This window comes from Pseudomonas sp. SK3(2021) (assembly GCF_016772375.1).
GTDB classification, from domain to species: Bacteria; Pseudomonadota; Gammaproteobacteria; order Pseudomonadales; family Pseudomonadaceae; genus Aquipseudomonas; species Aquipseudomonas chlororaphis_I.
On the sequence record NZ_CP061943.1, the window covers coordinates 2743583 to 2760679 of the forward strand.

12 protein-coding genes are annotated in these 17097 nt (G+C 54.8%); 10 read left to right on the forward strand and 2 right to left on the reverse strand.

Annotation, left to right across the window (positions count from 1 at the left end):
- Positions 1 to 13 precede the first annotated feature (13 nt).
- The 8 genes from zorB1 (at position 14) to IF690_RS12540 (ending at position 14015) form a co-directional block, all read left to right on the forward strand.
- Positions 14 to 757: a type I Zorya anti-phage system protein ZorB1 gene (zorB1, locus tag IF690_RS12505; protein ID WP_007920741.1), complete on the forward strand. Its 744-nt coding sequence runs from the start codon at positions 14 to 16 to the stop codon at positions 755 to 757.
- Positions 754 to 2379, forward strand: coding sequence for a type I Zorya anti-phage system protein ZorC (gene zorC, locus IF690_RS12510; RefSeq protein WP_202700297.1), 1626 nt, complete (start codon positions 754 to 756; stop codon positions 2377 to 2379). Before zorB1 ends, zorC begins: the two co-directional genes overlap by 4 nt.
- A complete protein-coding gene (gene zorD, locus IF690_RS12515; protein ID WP_202700298.1) occupies positions 2379 to 5627 on the forward strand; it encodes a type I Zorya anti-phage system protein ZorD in 3249 nt (1082 codons plus the stop codon). Before zorC ends, zorD begins: the two co-directional genes overlap by 1 nt.
- A gap of 163 nt (positions 5628 to 5790) precedes the next feature.
- On the forward strand, positions 5791 to 7524 hold the full coding sequence (locus IF690_RS12520) for a class I SAM-dependent DNA methyltransferase (RefSeq protein WP_202700299.1): 1734 nt from the start codon (positions 5791 to 5793) through the stop codon (positions 7522 to 7524).
- The gene (locus tag IF690_RS12525) at positions 7514 to 8788 is read left to right on the forward strand and encodes a restriction endonuclease subunit S (protein ID WP_202700300.1); all 1275 of its coding nucleotides are present in this window, start codon (positions 7514 to 7516) and stop codon (positions 8786 to 8788) included. The genes IF690_RS12520 and IF690_RS12525 overlap by 11 nt, the downstream gene beginning before the upstream one ends.
- A gap of 1 nt (position 8789) precedes the next feature.
- Positions 8790 to 9728, forward strand: coding sequence for a COG2958 family protein (locus tag IF690_RS12530; protein ID WP_202700301.1), 939 nt, complete (start codon positions 8790 to 8792; stop codon positions 9726 to 9728).
- Positions 9729 to 9765: 37 nt separating this feature from the next.
- Positions 9766 to 10803 carry a Fic family protein gene (locus tag IF690_RS12535; RefSeq protein ID WP_202700302.1) on the forward strand — a complete coding sequence of 346 codons (1038 nt, stop codon included), beginning with the start codon at positions 9766 to 9768 and terminating at the stop codon, positions 10801 to 10803.
- A gap of 89 nt (positions 10804 to 10892) precedes the next feature.
- Entirely contained in the window at positions 10893 to 14015 is a 3123-nt protein-coding gene (locus IF690_RS12540) for a type I restriction endonuclease subunit R (RefSeq protein ID WP_202700303.1), read from the forward strand.
- 81 nt (positions 14016 to 14096) lie between these two features.
- Here IF690_RS12540 and IF690_RS12545 read toward each other — a convergent pair whose 3' ends face one another.
- On the reverse strand, positions 14097 to 14378 hold the full coding sequence (locus IF690_RS12545) for a fructose-bisphosphate aldolase (protein WP_202700304.1): 282 nt from the start codon (positions 14376 to 14378) through the stop codon (positions 14097 to 14099).
- A 421-nt stretch (positions 14379 to 14799) separates the two neighbouring features.
- Between IF690_RS12545 and IF690_RS12550 the strand changes: the two genes are divergently transcribed.
- Together IF690_RS12550 and IF690_RS12555 are read left to right on the forward strand one after the other, a co-directional pair.
- Positions 14800 to 15777 (forward strand): hypothetical protein, encoded by a 978-nt coding sequence (locus tag IF690_RS12550; RefSeq protein WP_252189549.1) that lies wholly within the window; start codon positions 14800 to 14802, stop codon positions 15775 to 15777.
- The gene (locus IF690_RS12555) at positions 15777 to 16463 is read left to right on the forward strand and encodes a hypothetical protein (protein WP_202700305.1); all 687 of its coding nucleotides are present in this window, start codon (positions 15777 to 15779) and stop codon (positions 16461 to 16463) included. The genes IF690_RS12550 and IF690_RS12555 overlap by 1 nt, the downstream gene beginning before the upstream one ends.
- Before the next feature lie 114 nt (positions 16464 to 16577).
- Here IF690_RS12555 and IF690_RS12560 read toward each other — a convergent pair whose 3' ends face one another.
- A complete protein-coding gene (locus IF690_RS12560) occupies positions 16578 to 17048 on the reverse strand; it encodes a GNAT family N-acetyltransferase (RefSeq protein WP_202700306.1) in 471 nt (156 codons plus the stop codon).
- Between the last annotated feature and the right edge of the window lie 49 nt (positions 17049 to 17097).

Genomic DNA, 17097 nt, shown 5'->3' on the forward strand with positions numbered 1-17097 from the left:
CGGAGGCTAGTCGATGTTTGGTAAGCAAATGCCTTCGGCAGCCCGTTCAAGAGACGAAGGAGAAAAGCCTTTCTGGATCTCCTTCGCTGATTTGATGACGGCGATGATGATTCTTTTTTTAGTGGTAATGGTTGCAGCCTTGAGCTCCGTAACTCAGCGTATTAACCAGGCAGAGCAGGGTGAGAAACAACGTAGTCAAGACATTAGCCAGATCTGCGAACACCTCAGTCTCAAGGCTAAAGCTGCTAATAGAACAATCGTTGTGGATTGCAAAGACAACAGAATCAGCTTCGGCGATGCCGGCCGCTTTGGGCATAACCAATATGCGCTGAGCAGCGAGGGGCAAACAGCGCTACAGGATGTTGTTCCTATGATTCTGGATGCGGCAAACAGTGACGAAGGGCGGAAGTGGTTTAAGCAGGTTGTGATTGAGGGATCGACTGATACCGATGGTTCTTACCTGTATAACCTGCATCTTTCTTTGCAGCGTTCAGAGTGGGTGATGTGCAGCTTGTTGGATAGTCGCAGCCCACTTCAAGTTGGATTGTCGCCTGAGCACCAACAACAAATTCGGTCGATATTCCTTGCGGGTGGTGTCTCGTTCAACAATGCAAAGGACACCAAGGAAGAAAGTCGACGAGTAGAACTGCGCATGCAGTTCTTTGGCCTCAAGGAAAAGGAAGAAAACCTCAAACCTGAGGTGCCGGTGTTCAATAACACCGATATGGAGAAATGTCAGTTGGCGATGAACCGATGACTAGCCCAATTGCAAGGCTTTCCGCCGCTATCGATTTGGGGCTGTCTGTATATCGCACAGGACACGCGTCTGAGCCACTGGCGCGGTTCCCCCGCCTGGGAGCTGCGAGAGTTGATCTTTATGAGAGATTCGAGCGTGCTGAAAAGGCCCTACCTCCGCCCCAGGAAAAACGCCGTGAGGCAATAAACAAATTCCGAAATGTTCTCCCACTCAGTGCTTCAGAGTGGCGTTTGGTTTTCGCCGGTCTTTCAGATAAGACCGAACGTGTGGGGCCGATCTTGGAAGATGAACAGCTTTTTGTTCGTGTTCATAAAGAGGTTCATGACCGTATCGAAAAGAGAAAGCTAAGTCGTCGAGACTGGTTGGCACTGTGCTTCAGCTACTTTGGGTATGAGGCTTCCACTCCTGATCAGAATGCTAATTGGTGTCTGTTAAGGGCGGATATCCAGCTTGGTTTTGATTGTGTTAGTGCTCAGCAAAGGCGCGAGAAAGAATGGATTCAGATCGTCCAGCAGCATCAGGAACTCTTTTCTGAGCAGGCGGGTGCACGACTGGGTGACCAGATGTTCAATGGTGAGATCAGCGATCTTTCTGCATTGCAGACGATTGCGCAGATCCCAGATAGCAGTTGGCTGTGGCGTCGAATCTTTAATGTCCTCATCTCCCGCATTTTCATGTTGGACGATACCGAGTTTGCCCAGCGTCTACCGGATCTGGTGGATATAGGCCGCCAGCACCCGCGTTACATGAACGATGTTCTCAGTGCCTGTCTTTCCCGCTATCACTTGGCTGATTATCGGGAAAAACCGTCGTCACTCTTGAAACAGGTCGCCCTCGATAACTGGGGAAGTCCGCAGATTCGCTCCAAGCAAAACAGCTGGCTGCAGTACGTTGACGAAAATGTCTGCGCAATGGTGGTTGCATGGTTCGCTAAGGAAGACCTTGAGCACTTTTTCAATTTGCTGAAGGGGGAGGCAGAAGTCGATCAGTCGCGTCTGCATTATTGGCTGCGGTTCGCCAATCAGATGAGCTATACCCGAATCGTTATGGGGGCGGATGCTTGGAACGCTGGCGGACGAGACTTTGTTCATTTCCGTGAGAAAAATAAAGGGCGGCTTAGCCGGCTGATAGGGGCTCCAGGTCACAACAATGCTGTTGTCATGCAGATCGGGAACTATTTCTTTGTCGAGTTTTCCGGAACGGGCAATGCCTGCTACGTGTACCAAGCAGATAAGTCGCCGTTCAATCCAGACAAGACACAACTCGATTTGACCGATCTAAAACAGCCTTATCGTGCGCTGGATCGTATGCGGCATTCACCTGCACCAAGTCGTCCAAATCGCATAGAAGGTTGGCTCAGCAAGTTCGATGACTCGTTAGGGAAATGGGGGATTCGCGTGCAAAGTCAGATCAGTTCATCTGGTTCCCCCAAACCTGTGGCGCTTGAGGATCAGGTTCGTGATGCCCTGAAGTCGGTCCAACACAAAGTCTACGACCAACGTGCACGAGGTGGCGCCTTGCAAGTTCAGCTGAGTGTTGCAGACCAGACGGCAATCGCAGCACTTCTACGATTAGGCTTTAAGCCCGTCAATCACCAGCCCCTCAGGTTCTGGAGGCAATAATGCTCAAGCGTTTCCTTAAAGGCATAGGCCTGCAACAGGACGCCTCATTGGTAACTACTGCACCAGTTTTTTCCATTGAGGAGCAGGGTCTTTGCTACCCCTTGAGTTTGGCTGAGGATGCTGAGTCCTGGCCATTGGCAAGCTATCTGGACCAGCTGGAAGAGGAGGAGTTTGTCTCCCAGCTCAGCGATCGCTGGTTGCTGACCTGGGATGAGCTTTATCGGCTTATTGATGATCCGGACCATGCGACGAGTGTGCCGTTGTTGGGCCTGCCTGCGCAGACGAAGCTCGTTCCTCAACTGAGCAGCCAAGGCAGCCTTGCCTCTAACGACTTTAAGGTCACTATCAGCGGTTGGCGCGACCCTCAGTCAAACGCCAGCATTCAGATACAGCGTATTGGCGGCACTATCCAATACAACGGAGCAATTGAGGTTTTGCCTGAGTCATCTTGGAGGTTGACTGGTGCTGTACGACAACTTTATTTGGCTCAACAAAGTGAGCCAGGTGAAGTGACTAACCAGATCGGTTGGGCCAGCATCAGAAAGTTGGCACGCAAGGCGAGTGCGGGTATGGACGGCTTCTTGGATAAAACGGTCGTCATCAAACCTGAAAGCCTGCGGCTCAATCCACGAAAATCGACGGTGGGTAATACGCCGGTGATTGAGCTGGAGCCCAGCTTCGAAGGTCAACCGGCGAACTGGCTCGAGAGTTTCGATGGCGCCAAGCAGGTTCAGGATCGATATCGAGTTACGGATGATGACGGGTCGTTGACCCACGTCCTGATAGAGCCTGAGGTTAAATCTGTACTGGATTACGTTCGTTCGTTGCCCGGTCGACGAGTTGCTGGTGATGATGCGCTTTCATTTGTTCGTAATCCCTACAGCGCGCTAGGGGATAGTGCTGCACAGGTGTTGGACGCAGACACTTATGAAGAGGATCTGATTGAGGCTGGGATCTTCTTTCATCGCTTTCACCTGGAGCCGAAGTTGGATGATGCTGGTCATCGAATTGAGAGGGTAAACCTGACTCTCGAACCAATTTCGCCAGTACCGCAAGCCTCCATCGAAATCACGTTCAATGCGGCGCATGAGCTTGCGCCTTTCGTACATGAATTGCATGTGAAACTGGCCGCCGGTATGCCTGCGGGCTTTTGGCAGGGATACGAGCTTGAACTCAGCGATTTTGATTTACGCCAGCTCGCGGGAATTGGAGAGCTGCTTAAGCGTTGGCAAAATGAAGCAGCTGGTATTGAGTTTGACTCAGTACTGGACCTTTCCCTCTATGGCGACCGAGTAACAGGTATCGGTGAAGCCGAGCGCATCACATCACCATTCCTGGTCAAAGAGGCAACTGAAAACTGGTTGCCACCGGATGTTGCGATGCTTGGCATTGATGCGGAGATTTTGGGGCGTTGGGATCCCTCCGACCGTGCTCAATTCGAGGTTTTTGAGCAGCGACTGGACGAGGCTCGTGCCGCGGGTGACGAATCGGTTTATTTACCTGAGTCTGAGACGCCTCTTCCTATGGCTGTAGCGGAGCAGCTCTTTGAGGCATGGTCGAAAAAGATTGCTCCTGTCGAGACTGCGTTGGTTAAGCCTGTCGATAAGGTCGGTCGTGCTGTTCTGCAGATTGGTCACAATATCGACGAACCCACCTACGTACAGGTTCGTCAGGCGGCCTTGCGAAGCGCTTTGGACGCAACGCCAGAGCTGCCTAATCTCCTAAAGCCTGAAGTCGTGCTGCGGGACCATCAATTGCAAGGTGTCGCTTGGTTGCAGCATCTTTTCCGTCTGTCCCCCACGGATGTATCGGGTTGCTTGCTTGCCGATGATATGGGACTTGGAAAAACAATCCAGCTACTTACCTTTCTGGTCTGGTATCTCGAAAAGTATCCCGAAGATAAGCCAACGCTAATCATCGCCCCGGTCTCGTTACTGGATAACTGGGAGCGTGAGCTTCGAAGATTCTTCTTTGCTGACGCTCTACCAGTACTGAAGTTGTATGGTTCAGCCTTGAGTGCTGTGAAGTTCAAAAAGGAGGAAATTCCTGCCGATTTGAAAGGCAAAGGCATCAAAAATCTTCTTCGTCCAGGGTGGATGGGCGACGCCAAAATTGTCCTGACGACTTACGAAACGCTTCGCGACCAAGAGTTTTCTCTGGCACGCCAGCAGTGGTCGATCGTTGTCTGTGACGAAGCGCAAAAGCTAAAGAATCCGGCTGCATTGGTGACCCAGGCAGTCAAAGCTATTCCTGCAAGATTTCGAGTGGCCTGCACCGGGACACCTGTCGAGAATACGCTTATCGATCTATGGTGCCTTTTCGACTTCATCCAGCCGGGCTTTCTGGGTGGCTTGAACCAGTTTGGTCGCGAGTATCTGCGCCCAATCGAAGCTGGTTTGGAGCGCGATACTGTTGCCTTGGAACGACTTCGCGGGCTTATCGAGCCACAGACACTACGCCGTACCAAACAGGATATTGCCAAGGACCTACCTGCAAAAATTGAAGACTCGGCCTGCCGTGCACTGGTCATGCATACCTTACAGAGGAATCTGTACCTGTCTGAGGTATCCGCCTACAGCCAGAAGCAACAGATCAACGAGCAGCTCGATCAAAAGGCCTCCCATATGCTTGGCTTGCTGCACAAGCTCAAGCTTATTTGCGCCCATCCTTACAGCGTCCAGCCTGATAAAAGGCTGCGCGATAACTCACCGAAGCTGCAATGGTTGATGCAAACCCTCGAGTCCATCAAAAGGGCCAGCAAGGGGGATAAAGTGATTGTCTTCACTGAGTTGCGGGATATTCAGCGGGAATTACAGTACGCGATTCAGGAGCACTTTGGCTTTCGCGCCACTGTTATTAACGGCGATACCAGCACCAGCAGCCAGAGTGCCAATAGTCGACAGAAGCTTATTGATCAGTTCCAGGAGCTTCCGGGGTTTGGGGTAATCATTCTGTCGACCATTGCTGTTGGTTTTGGGGTGAATGTGCAGGCGGCTAACCATGTGATTCACTTCACCCGTTGCTGGAACCCGGCCAAGGAAGACCAAGCGACGGATCGGGCTTATCGGATTGGGCAGGAGAAGGATGTATATGTGTACTACCCGACTATTCGAGATGAGGCGATGCCAACGTTTGAGGCTACGTTGGATGAGTTGTTGAGCAAGAGGCGGGCGTTGGCTCGGGACATGTTGAGTGGGGCTTCGGAGATTCAGGCATCGGAATTTGAGGCTTTACTGGGGGCTCATTGAGTGTCGAACCTTAGCCTTAGCGGTCATGGTGGGGATGAGGGCATCGGGATCTGACTAAAAGCCATCAGCCCGGTATCATGCAGCCCATCTTCGACCGGCCCCAGGGGTTGGTTTTTCATTTTTCATTGCGCAATTCATCTGCGTCAAACGTAGGAAGTAGTCCGTGTCGGATCAAAAGGGTGCTAAACAGGCCGCCAGCAGTCTTGCTGAACAAGTCCTTAACGAAGCTCGCGCTCGATATGCGGTAAGCGAGACACCAGCCAGCGTAGAAGCTAAACCACCCAAGAAAAAGCCGGGACGCAAAGCCTCGGTCAAGACCACCAACAACACGCTACAAGACCTACAGAAAACCCTGTGGGCCACCGCCGATAAGATGCGCGCCAATATGGATGCCGCTGAGTACAAACACATCGTTCTCGGCTTGATCTTTCTCAAGTACATCTCCGACAGCTTCGCTGGCCGTAGTGCCGAGCTGAAGCGTCGTTTTACCGATGCCAGCGATGATTACTACCTGGGCAGTGACGACGCCGAACTGCTGGCCCAAGAGTTGGAAGAGCGCGACTACTACACCGAAGTCAACGTGTTCTGGGTGCCGGAAGTGGCGCGCTGGGAGGCACTGCGCGCCGCTGCTAAACAGGTGGATATTGGCAAGCGCATTGACGAGGCACTGGCCGCCATCGAAGCGGAAAACTCCAGCCTGAAAAATATTCTCGACAAGCGTTACGCCCGAGCCCAATTGCCGGATGGCAAGCTCGGTGAGTTGGTCGATTTGATCTCGACCATTGGTTTCGGTGGCGATGCCAACCAAGCCCGCGACCTGCTGGGCCAAGTGTATGAATACTTTCTAGGCCAATTCGCCAGTGCCGAAGGTAAGAAGGGCGGGCAGTTCTACACGCCGGCCAGCATCGTTAAAACTCTGGTTGCCGTGCTCAATCCACACCATGGCAAGGTTTATGACCCTTGCTGCGGCTCGGGCGGCATGTTCGTACAGTCGGAAAAGTTCATCGAGGCCCATGGTGGCAAACTGGGTGACGTCTCAATCTATGGCCAGGAATCCAACCCGACCACCTGGCGTCTGGCGGCAATGAACCTGGCGATTCGCGGCATTGACTTCAATCTCGGTAAAGAGCCGGGTGACACTTTTATTCGTAACCAGCACGGCGACCTGCGTGCCGACTTTGTGCTGGCTAACCCGCCGTTCAATATCAGCGACTGGTGGCATGGCAGCCTGGAGGGTGATCCGCGTTGGGTGTATGGCACACCACCGCAAGGCAACGCCAACTATGCTTGGTTGCAACATATGTTGTTTCACCTCAAGTCCAACGGCCGCGCCGGTATTGTTTTGGCCAATGGTTCGATGAGTTCTAGCCAGAGCACGGAAGGTGATATTCGCAAGGCAATGGTCGATGCTGATGTGGTGGAAGTGATGGTCGCACTTCCTGGTCAGTTGTTCTTCAATACGCAGATCCCGGCTTGTTTGTGGTTCCTCACTAAGAAGAAAGTCGCTCGTCCTGGTGAGGTGTTGTTTATCGATGCTCGCAAGCTCGGTACCAATATCAGTCGAGTACAGATAGAGTTGCTCGACAGTGATATCGAACGTATTGCTCAGACTGTAGCTAACTGGCGCGGCGAGCCCTTGGATGTAGGCGGCGAAATTGCCGAGTATGTGGATATTCCTGGCTTCTGCCGCAGCATTGCTCTTATGGAAATTGCCAAGCACGACTATGTACTGAATCCGGGGCGCTATGTTGGGGTAGAGGTTGTTGAGGATGATTACGAAGCTTTCATTGACAAGATGGAGAACCTCACGGGGCTGTTGGGTGAACAGATGGCCAAAGGTGTAGAACTCGACCAGTTGATCCGGCAGAAACTTGGAGGGCTTGGATATGAGTTCTAAAACTGCGGAACTCAGAAATATTCCAGCATCATGGCAATCCGGAGAGTTGCGTAGTTTTCTCGATTTAATTACTTACGGTTTTACAAATCCAATGCCTGATGCTGAAGTGGGGCCGTGGAAGATCACTGCTAAGGATGTAATAGATGGTCGTATTAACTATGCCACGGCTAGGAAGACAACTGCTGAAGCATTCATAGAGAAGTTAACGGATAAAAGTAGGCCAAAAGTTGGTGATGTACTACTCACGAAAGATGGGTCAATTGGTAGGGTCGCAGTTGTTGATTGTGATGGGGTTTGTATAAACCAATCGGTTGCTCTTCTTCGACCAAATAGGAGAATAAATTCCCATTTTCTCAAGTATTTACTCCTCTCGCCACACTATCAGCGAGTAATGGAGGGTGACTCTGATGGCTCAACTATTAAGCATATTTACATTACTCGTGTAGACAAAATGCAAGTGCTGGTTCCTCCGCTTCTAGAGCAGGAGTCAATTTTTCAGCTTGTTGGATCAATAGATGATCGTATTACTCTATTGCGCGAGACTAACTCTACTCTGGAGGCCATCGCACAAACACTATTCAGGTCTTGGTTCGTCGATTTTGACCCAGTTCATGCTAAGGCGGTAGGGCTTGAGCCCGAAGGTATGGATGCAGCCACCGCGGCATTATTTCCTAGCAGTTTTGAAGAGTCCGAGCAGGGGTTGGTACCAGCAGGATGGGAGCTACAAAAAGTCCAGGACCTAATGGAGTTGTCTTACGGTAAGGCATTGAAAGCAACAGATCGGATTGACGGCCCAGTTCCAGTATATGGTTCAGGCGGAGTCACGGGCAGCCACAATAAATCATTGGTCAATGGTCCATCAGTCATAGTTGGACGTAAAGGGACTGTTGGTAGTTTGTACTGGGAAGATAGGCCTTTCTTTCCTATCGATACCGTTTTTTACGTCAGAACAGATAAGCCGCTAACTTACTGTTATTGTCTCCTGAAAACGCTCGGCCTTGAAAGTATGAATACCGATGGTGCTGTGCCTGGCCTGAACCGAAATAATGTCTATAGATTACCTGTGGTAGTGGCGACGAAATCTATTCTTGAGTCTTTTGATAAGATTGTTTTCTCATTGCGAAAAAAAATGTTTTCGAACAATCAACTTGCTCAAACCCTCACCCAACTTCGCGACACTCTGCTACCTCGCCTAATCTCCGGTCAATTACGCCTGCCAGAAGCGACAGCCGCCACTGAAAAGATTTTGTCGGAGGCCATCTAATATGGCTCTAAACCTGCGCAAACGTGTTACCGATCGCCTGCAAAGCCAACTCGATACCCAACACACCGCCCGTGAACTGGCGCTATGGATATTCGAGCAGTTCCCCACCGAATGCGCGGCCAAGAAAGATGGCAGTGGCAGCCATATTCAGACCGACGCTGACCTGGTGCAGCAACTGGCAGCGGAAATTGCCGGCTCGCGTCCCCGTTGGCAGAAGCAGCATCCGCAACTGAAAACCACCGAAGGTCGGCCACGTCACTATTACTGGTCGGAATTGGACGCCAATGCCGAGGTTGCGGCGGCGGAAGGCCTCTCTCCTGAGGCCGCGGAGTTGCCCGAACCCACCCGGTTACGCGAGCACGCACTCTACCCCTTGCTGGCGCAATACCTGCTGTCAGAAGAACAGTGCGTGAACGCCATGCGTATCAACGAAAAGCGTTCCTCCAACCGTGCTGGCAGTGGCGGTAATGAGTGGCTGCATCCGGATTTGGTGGGCCTGGAGAACCTGACCGCCGATTGGACGCTCAATGTGCGTGATTGTGTTCGCGAGCTGGGAGGGCCTCGTGCTCGATTGTGGTCCTTCGAGGTCAAACTGCTGCTCAACCGCTCCAATGCCCGCAAGTGTTTCTTCCAGACGGTGTCCAATTCCTCCTGGGCGCATTTTGGCTACTTGGTGGCCGCCACAGTGGAAGGCGATGGCACGCTCAAAGAGTTGCGAATGCTTGCTGCCGCCCATGGCATCGGGGTAATTCAGCTGGACGTGGAGAATCCCACGGAAAGCCAGATTCTGATTCCGGCGCGGGAGCGCAGTGAGATCGATTGGGACATGTGCAACCGTCTAAGCGAAGAGAATAGTGATTTTGCCGAGTTCCTCGGACGTGTCCGGCGCTTCCACCAAACCGGCGAGTTAACCGCTAAGGAATGGGAGGTCTCTGCGTGAGCAATCCCAAATCTCTCGCTGAGCAGCGGCCAAACCCATGAGCCGCTACCAGCCGCCGTTGACCCTGACTCCAATCATGCTCGCGCTTGTCGCGCAGATCAGCGAGCAGGTGGGGCGGTTGTCGGCGCGGCATGAGGCGACCCTGACGCCCCAGCTGCGGCGGGGCAATCGTATTCGTACCATCCAGGCTTCGCTGGCCATCGAGAACAACACGCTGACTGTGGAACAGGTAACGGCCGTGCTGGACGGCAAGCGGGTATTAGGCCAGCCCCGTGAGATCCAGGAAGTGCGTAATGCCTTTATCACCTATGAAGCCATGCCCGGTTGGCAGCCAGCGTTGCGTGAGCATTTGCTAGAGGCTCATGCTCTGTTGATGCACGGTCTTATCGACGATGCCGGACAGTTCCGTCGCGCTGGGGTGGGTATCTACCGTGAGCAAAAACTGGTTCATATGGCCCCGCCGCCCAGCCGTGTACCGACCTTGGTGGACGATCTGCTCAGTTGGTTGTCCAGCACGGATCTGCACCCATTGCTGGCCAGCTGTGTATTTCACTACGAGTTCGAGTTCATCCATCCGTTCGCCGATGGCAATGGGCGGATGGGGCGCTTGTGGCAAACGCTAATCCTCAGTCTATGGCGTCCCGTTCTGGCTTGGCTGCCCGTGGAGACAGTGATTCGCGAGCAGCAGGAGGCTTATTACGCCGCGCTGAGTGCTGCAGATCAATGCAGTGAGGCCACGCCTTTTGTGGAGTTCATGTTGCAAGCGTTGCATCAGGCGTTGCTCGATAGCAGCCAAAACGACCAAGTAAGCGACCAAGTAAGCGACCAAGTAAGCGACCAAGTAAGCGACCAAGTAGCCAGGCTGCTTCAAGTATTGGATGGCGGTGTTGCCCTCAAAGCGGGGGAGTTGATGCAGCACCTACAATTGGTGCACCGCCCCACCTTCCGTAACAACTATTTGAACCCTGCATTAGTGGCCGGGTTGATTGAAATGACTCATCCCGATTCGCCACGCAGTCCGGCACAGAAGTACCGATTGACTGCACAAGGGGCGACGTGGGTGACCAATAACTAGATGACCCAGCCTGTGAGGTTGGGGGAACGACTTGGTTGGGCAGCCCGCTGTTGGCCAATGTCGAGGATTGATAAGGGACTAATGCTGTAATGACCGAAGACCAACTGGAGCAGGAAACCCTCGGCTGGCTGGAGGACGTGGGTTATACCCGATTGTATGGGCCATACATCGCCCACGACGGAGAACACCCCGAGCGCGATAACTACCGGCAAGTGGTGTTGGTCGAGCGCTTACGCAGTGCGATGGCCAAGCTCAATCCCAAGGTGCCATTGGCAGCCCGCGAAGATGCCCTTAAACAGGTGCTGGAATTGGGTTTGCCGGTGCAGCTTTCGGCCAACCGCTTGTTCCATCGCCTACTGGTCAGTGGCGTACCTGTGCAGTACCAGAAGGACGGCGAAACCCGCGGCGATTTCGTGCGCTTGATCGATTGGGCCGAAGTCAAATCCAATGATTGGTTGGCCATCAATCAATTCCGTATCCAAGGGCCGAAGAAGCTTCGTCGGCCGGACATCATCCTGTTCATTAACGGGTTGCCGCTGGTCTTGTTGGAATTGAAAAACCCGGCTGACGTGAAGGCGGATCTCGGTAAAGCGTTTGAGCAGCTTCAGACCTACAAGGAGCAGATTCCGGACTTATTCCAGTACAACGAAATCCTGGTGATTTCCGATGGTACTGAAGCTCGAATGGGGTCGCTGTCGGCGGATATCGAGCGCTTTATGAACTGGCGCACCATCGACGGTGAAACACTCGATCCGCTTGGGCAATTCAACGAGCTTGAAACCTTGGTACGCGGCGCGTTGGCGCCGGAGATGCTGCTCGATTACCTGCGCTATTTCGTGTTGTTCGAAGACGACGGCCGCTTGGTGAAGAAGATTGCCGGTTATCACCAGTTCCATGCCGTACGCGCCGCTATTCAGCAGGTAGTCGCTGCTTCACGTCCTGGTGGCAGCCATAAGGGCGGTGTGGTTTGGCACACCCAAGGCTCGGGCAAGAGCATCACCATGACCTGCTTCGCCGCAAGGGTGATGCAGGAAACCGCGATGGAGAATCCGACCATTGTGGTCATCACCGACCGCAACGATCTGGACGGCCAGCTGTTTGGAGTGTTCTCCCTGTCTCAAGATCTGCTCCGGGAACAGCCAGTCCAGGTGGAGTCCCGTGGTGATCTACGGGCCAAGCTGGCCAACCGACCCAGTGGCGGCATTGTGTTCGCCACCATTCAAAAGTTTATGCCGGGCGTCGATGAAGACAGCTTTCCGGTGCTGTCCCTGCGCTCCAATATCGTGGTTATCGCCGACGAGGCGCATCGCACTCAATACGGTTTTAATGCCGAGCTCAAAGCCCCCGCTGGCCTGCAAGCAGCAGAAAGCCGGGCGCGTTATGAGGTGGGCTATGCCCAGCACCTGCGCGATGCACTGCCGAACGCTACGTTCGTGGCCTTTACCGGCACTCCGGTGTCCAGCGAAGACCGCGATACCCGCTCGGTGTTCGGTGAGTACATCCATGTTTACGACATGCAGCAGGCCACAGAAGACGGTGCCACTGTCGCCATCTATTACGAGTCACGCCTAGCCAAGTTGTCCTTGAAAGAAAGCGAACTGCCGAACATCGATGATCAGGTGGATGAGCTGGCCGAAGATGAAGAGGACGAGCAGCAGTCACGCTTGAAAAGCCGTTGGGCTGCGTTGGAAAAGGTAGTGGGCGCTTCGCCGCGCATTCATAGCGTGGCGGCGGATATGGTCACGCATTTCGAGGAGCGTAATTTGGGGCTGGTCGGCATGGGACAGATGCCTGGCAAAGCCATGGTGGTCGCCATGAGTCGTGAAATCTGTGTGCATCTGTACGACGAAATCGTTGCCCTGCGTCCTGACTGGCACGACGAAGACCCGGAGAAAGGCGCAATCAAGATCGTGATGACCGGCAGCGCTTCGGACAAGGCCTTGTTGCAGCCGCATATCTACTCTGGCCAGGTCAAAAAACGCCTGGAAAAACGCTTCAAAGACCCCCTCGACCCGCTCAAGTTGGTGATCGTTCGTGATATGTGGCTGACCGGGTTTGATGCGCCTTGTGTTCATACGCTGTATGTCGACAAGCCGATGAAGGGCCACAACCTGATGCAGGCTATCGCCCGGGTTAACCGAGTGTTCAAGGACAAGCAGGGCGGCCTGGTGGTGGATTACATCGGTATCGCCAACGAGCTGAAAGCGGCGCTTAAGGAATACACCGGCAGTAAGGGCAAAGGGCGCCCCACGGTGGATGCTCATGAAGCCTACTCGGTGTTGGAGGAGAGGCTCGATGTCCTGCGTAGCCTGTTGCACGGTTTCGATTACAGCGATTTTCTAACCGGTGGCCACAAGCTGTTGGCGGGGGCCGCCAACCATGTGTTGGGTCTGGAGGACGGTAAAAAGCGCTTTGCTGACAATGCGTTGGCCATGAGTAAGGCATTCACCTTGTGCTGCACCTTGGATGAAGCCAAGGCAGTTCGCGAGGAGGTGGCTTTTTTCCAAGCGATCAAGGTGATTTTGATCAAGCGTGATGTCAGTCAGCAGAAGAAAACCGATGAAGAGCGTGAGTTGGCGATTCGTCAGATCATCGGCAATGCCGTGGTTTCTGGGGATGTGGTGGACATCTTCGAGGCAGTAGGTTTGGACAAACCTAATATCGGCCTACTTGACGACGCATTTCTTGCCGACGTACGTAACCTGCCGGAGAAGAACCTTGCAGTAGAGCTGTTGGAGCGCTTGCTGGAAGGTGAAATCAAGAGCCGTTATAGCTCCAACTTGGTCCAGGAAAAGAAGTTCTCCGAGCTGCTGGCCAATGTGATTAAGCGCTACCAAAACCGTTCGATTGAAACGGCTCAAGTGATCGAAGAGCTGATCGAAATGGCCAAGAAATTCGCCGCTGCCAGCAAGCGCGGTGAAGAGCTTGGGCTCAATGAGGATGAATTGGCGTTTTACGATGCCTTGGCCACTAACGAGGCGTCGGTGCGCGAATTGGGTGATGAGACCCTGGCGAAAATTGCTCATGAATTGACGGCGAGTTTGCGTGCCAATGTCAGCGTTGATTGGAACAGTCGCGAAAGTGTTAGGGCTAAGCTGCGTATTCTGGTACGGCGGATTTTGCGCAAGTATGACTATCCGCCGGATAAAGCCGAAGATGCTGCACAGATGATCCTCGATCAAACGGAGCTGCTTTGTGAGGGGTGGTTGTAGAGCATCAAGACTAGCCATTCTCTAATGATCTTCTCGGGTGGATAAAGAGCCGGCGAGTAGCCGGCTCTTTGTTATTTTTAGTCAGGCACTAAAAGCTCGGGTCTCAATCACCGCCAACACATCCCGCACATCCTGCAGCAACAATCTGGCGGTATTAGCCACGGTATCGATGTCCTTGTCGCTGGAGTCGCGCAAGCTAGTGCAAGCCATCAGATTCAGATAGTCGAGTGTGGTGAGTAAACGCTCGCTAGCACAGGCATGCAGATCTACCAGAGGTGCGTGGCTGTCAATAAAAAGCACTGGGGTATCGCTGGCGATTGGGGTTAGAGGAATAAAGCGTCCGTGTGGGGTTTGGTTGTTCATCGCTGTTCCTTGACGAATAAATATATTGAATGTCCTCTCGATAAGGCTGCGAACCCCTGTGCTGATCGAAATCAGCAGACGTGAAAACTATAGGTGTGGGGTGGATCAGGGACAACGGCGGGGCTGTAGGAAAGGTCTCGATTGTGGGTAGGGCGAGGCTGAGTCGTTGATCCTTGTCGCAAGCGGGGCGGCTACTAAGAACTCCGTAGTGGTTATCGCAGGTCTAGGCCGTGGGGGAGCGTCCACGATTCAGCCGCTGAGGTGTATCTGAACAATCGCGGTGCGCCGATTTAGGGCCGCTGCGCGCCCCATCGCAGCCTCGCGGGCTCGGCAGCGGCTACAGGGCCGCAGCAACACCCTCTGATCCCCCAACCAACTTTGCTATCCTGCGCGCCTTTTACCCATTGCAAGGAGCGCAGGCATGACCCAGTTCGTTGGTGGCGGGAGGCGAGTAGGGGCAGGGACGCGGGGGTGTGTGTCTCGCCTGGGGCAGTTTCTATCTCGGTTGGCGCCGGTGCTTTTAGTGGGCATGGCGCTGAGTGTGCCTACGGCCAACGCCAACCCCATCACTACCTACCGCGGCACGCTCGGCGATACGCCGGTGGAGTTGGCGCTCACCTATGACTCGCAATACGGCGGCGGGATGTCCGGCTATTGGTTTAGCGGGGCCGAGCGCTTGCCGATGCCTTTGGAGCTCACGCCGTTTCGTCCGGGCGGGGGGCTGTTGATCAATATCATGGATAACCCGACCTTGCCGGCGGCGGCTGTGTCGTTGCAGCCCTTTGCCGAGGGGGCGCAGGTGTTGCAGGGGGCGTTTGTCGATTTGCGCACGGGGGTGCAGCAGCCGTTGCGGTTGCAGCGGGTGATGCGTTTTGGCGGGAGTCAGCGCGAGGCCTTTGACGGTGAGTTGTTGCAGCCGGCGGCCGACAAGCAGTTCTATTTCAGTGTGCATGCCGTGCGCAACGCCGGGGAGGACACGGGGCGGGTGGACAACATCCGGGTGCTGAGCCGGGCCACCGGCGAAGTGGTGCAGGAGGTGGGCGGGCAGTGGTGCCTGGCTCCGACCGGGACCCGCACCCTGACCTTCGAGCATTTCGATGCCGACTCCACCATCGATTTTCAGGTGCAGAGCTACAGCTTGAACGGCCCGTACGGCAGTGTGCTGTGCGCGCCGACCGAGTATTACCTGTACCACCCACAGACCCAGGCGTATCTGCGCCATCCGCAGCTGGAGCAGTTCGCCGCGCAGGGCTCTGTGCGCTTTGCCGCGGGCGGGCAGATGGAGTTCAGCCAGCAGGACTTTATCAACTTCAGTGCGGGCACCCGGCGTTGGGATTATTACCGTGTGATCAGCCCTGACCGGCTGGAATTTATTCAGTCTGGCGAGGAGCGTTTCTGATGCGGGTGGGTGATCTTTTTCGCGGGCTGGCGGCGTTGTTGCTGGTGGCGTGGCTAGTGCCGGCGCAAGCGGCCCATGGGGTGTACCAGGGTACCTTGGGCAAGCAGGCTATCGTGCTGACGCTGGGCAGCCAGAACGCGCTGTACCAGGGGACCTATGCCTACCAGCGCTATCGCACGCCGATCCGCCTCAAGCCGACCTTCAGCTTCAGCAACAAGGTGCTGGCCATGGACGAGCTGGACGAGCAGGACCTGCCGGTGGCGCGGCTGCAGTTCAACGACCTGATGGTCAGCCGCCAGAGCGAGCAGGTGCGCGGCAGCTGGACCAGCTATCGCACCGGCAAGACCTTGCCCATCGCCCTGAAGCTGGTGGCCCTGGTGAACTCGGACTACTCGTGGCCGCAGCCGAACACCACGTTGTTACAGAGCGCGTCCAGCAAACGCTGGTATTTCCAGGTGCCGATGCAGGGCAATGACCAGCGGATAACGGCGATCGAGGTGGTGGACAAGGCCAGCGGCAAACCGCTGCAGATCCTGACGCTGGCGGCGCCGGGTTGTCTGTATCAAGGGGTGGATATGTTGCAGGTGCAGGCGGAGGGGGAGAGCCTGCGGATCAGTTTGAGCGACTGCAAGTTGCCGGGGTTTCAGTGGAATGAGGGGAGTGGGCGGTTTGAGGCTTTGCCCTGAGTGGGGGTTGTCGGTTGGTCTGGGTGTTTATTCAGGCAAACCGCGTTTTCAGGTTTTGCGACTGCTGCGCCCGAGCGCGGACCGGTCGTCGCAGCCTCGCGGGCTCGGCAGCGGCTACAGGGTGTGCGTCGTTGGGCTCAGTTCGCGCTGCATGATCAGGGTGCGTTCCTCGCCATGGTATTGCTCGCGCAGGGTACGAAAGCCCAGGTTGGCGTAGAAGCCTTCGGCGGTGATCGAGGAGGGCACGGTCAGTTGGGTGAGGCCGGCGCCCAGGGCCTGGCGTTCGAGCTCGGCCATCAGCTGGCGGCCGATGCCCTGGCCTTGTCTTTCCGGGGCGACGAAGACCGAGCGCACTACCTGGCCGTCGAGGCTGGCGGTGCCGACGATTTCGCCGGCCATCTGGGCCACCCAGACCTGGCGTTTGTTCAATAACTGGCGCACGGCGTGCGGGCTGAAGTTTTGCCGCACCTGGGCGATCACGGCGGCTGGGTAGTCCTGGGCGTTGCTGGTCTGCAGGGCGGCGATGATCAGGCGGCTGATGGCGTCGGCGTCCTGCTCGTGGGCGGGGCGGATTTCACTGTCCATGTGGGCATCCTTCTAGGGGTAGACCCGGACACTAACCTTGCCGGGTCTG

Excerpts from the sequence above, each read along its gene's own strand:
- IF690_RS12530 (WP_202700301.1), top strand. The coding sequence starts at position 8,790 with ATGGCTCTAAACCTGCGCAAACGTGTTACCGATCGCCTGCAAAGCCAA.
- IF690_RS12545 (WP_202700304.1), bottom strand. The coding sequence starts at position 14,378 with ATGAACAACCAAACCCCACACGGACGCTTTATTCCTCTAACCCCAATC.
- IF690_RS12550 (WP_252189549.1), top strand. The coding sequence starts at position 14,800 with ATGACCCAGTTCGTTGGTGGCGGGAGGCGAGTAGGGGCAGGGACGCGG.
- IF690_RS12525 (WP_202700300.1), top strand. The coding sequence starts at position 7,514 with ATGAGTTCTAAAACTGCGGAACTCAGAAATATTCCAGCATCATGGCAA.
- zorC (WP_202700297.1), top strand. The coding sequence starts at position 754 with ATGACTAGCCCAATTGCAAGGCTTTCCGCCGCTATCGATTTGGGGCTG.
- IF690_RS12540 (WP_202700303.1), top strand. The coding sequence starts at position 10,893 with ATGACCGAAGACCAACTGGAGCAGGAAACCCTCGGCTGGCTGGAGGAC.
- IF690_RS12555 (WP_202700305.1), top strand. The coding sequence starts at position 15,777 with ATGCGGGTGGGTGATCTTTTTCGCGGGCTGGCGGCGTTGTTGCTGGTG.
- zorB1 (WP_007920741.1), top strand. The coding sequence starts at position 14 with ATGTTTGGTAAGCAAATGCCTTCGGCAGCCCGTTCAAGAGACGAAGGA.
- IF690_RS12535 (WP_202700302.1), top strand. The coding sequence starts at position 9,766 with ATGAGCCGCTACCAGCCGCCGTTGACCCTGACTCCAATCATGCTCGCG.
- IF690_RS12560 (WP_202700306.1), bottom strand. The coding sequence starts at position 17,048 with ATGGACAGTGAAATCCGCCCCGCCCACGAGCAGGACGCCGACGCCATC.
- zorD (WP_202700298.1), top strand. The coding sequence starts at position 2,379 with ATGCTCAAGCGTTTCCTTAAAGGCATAGGCCTGCAACAGGACGCCTCA.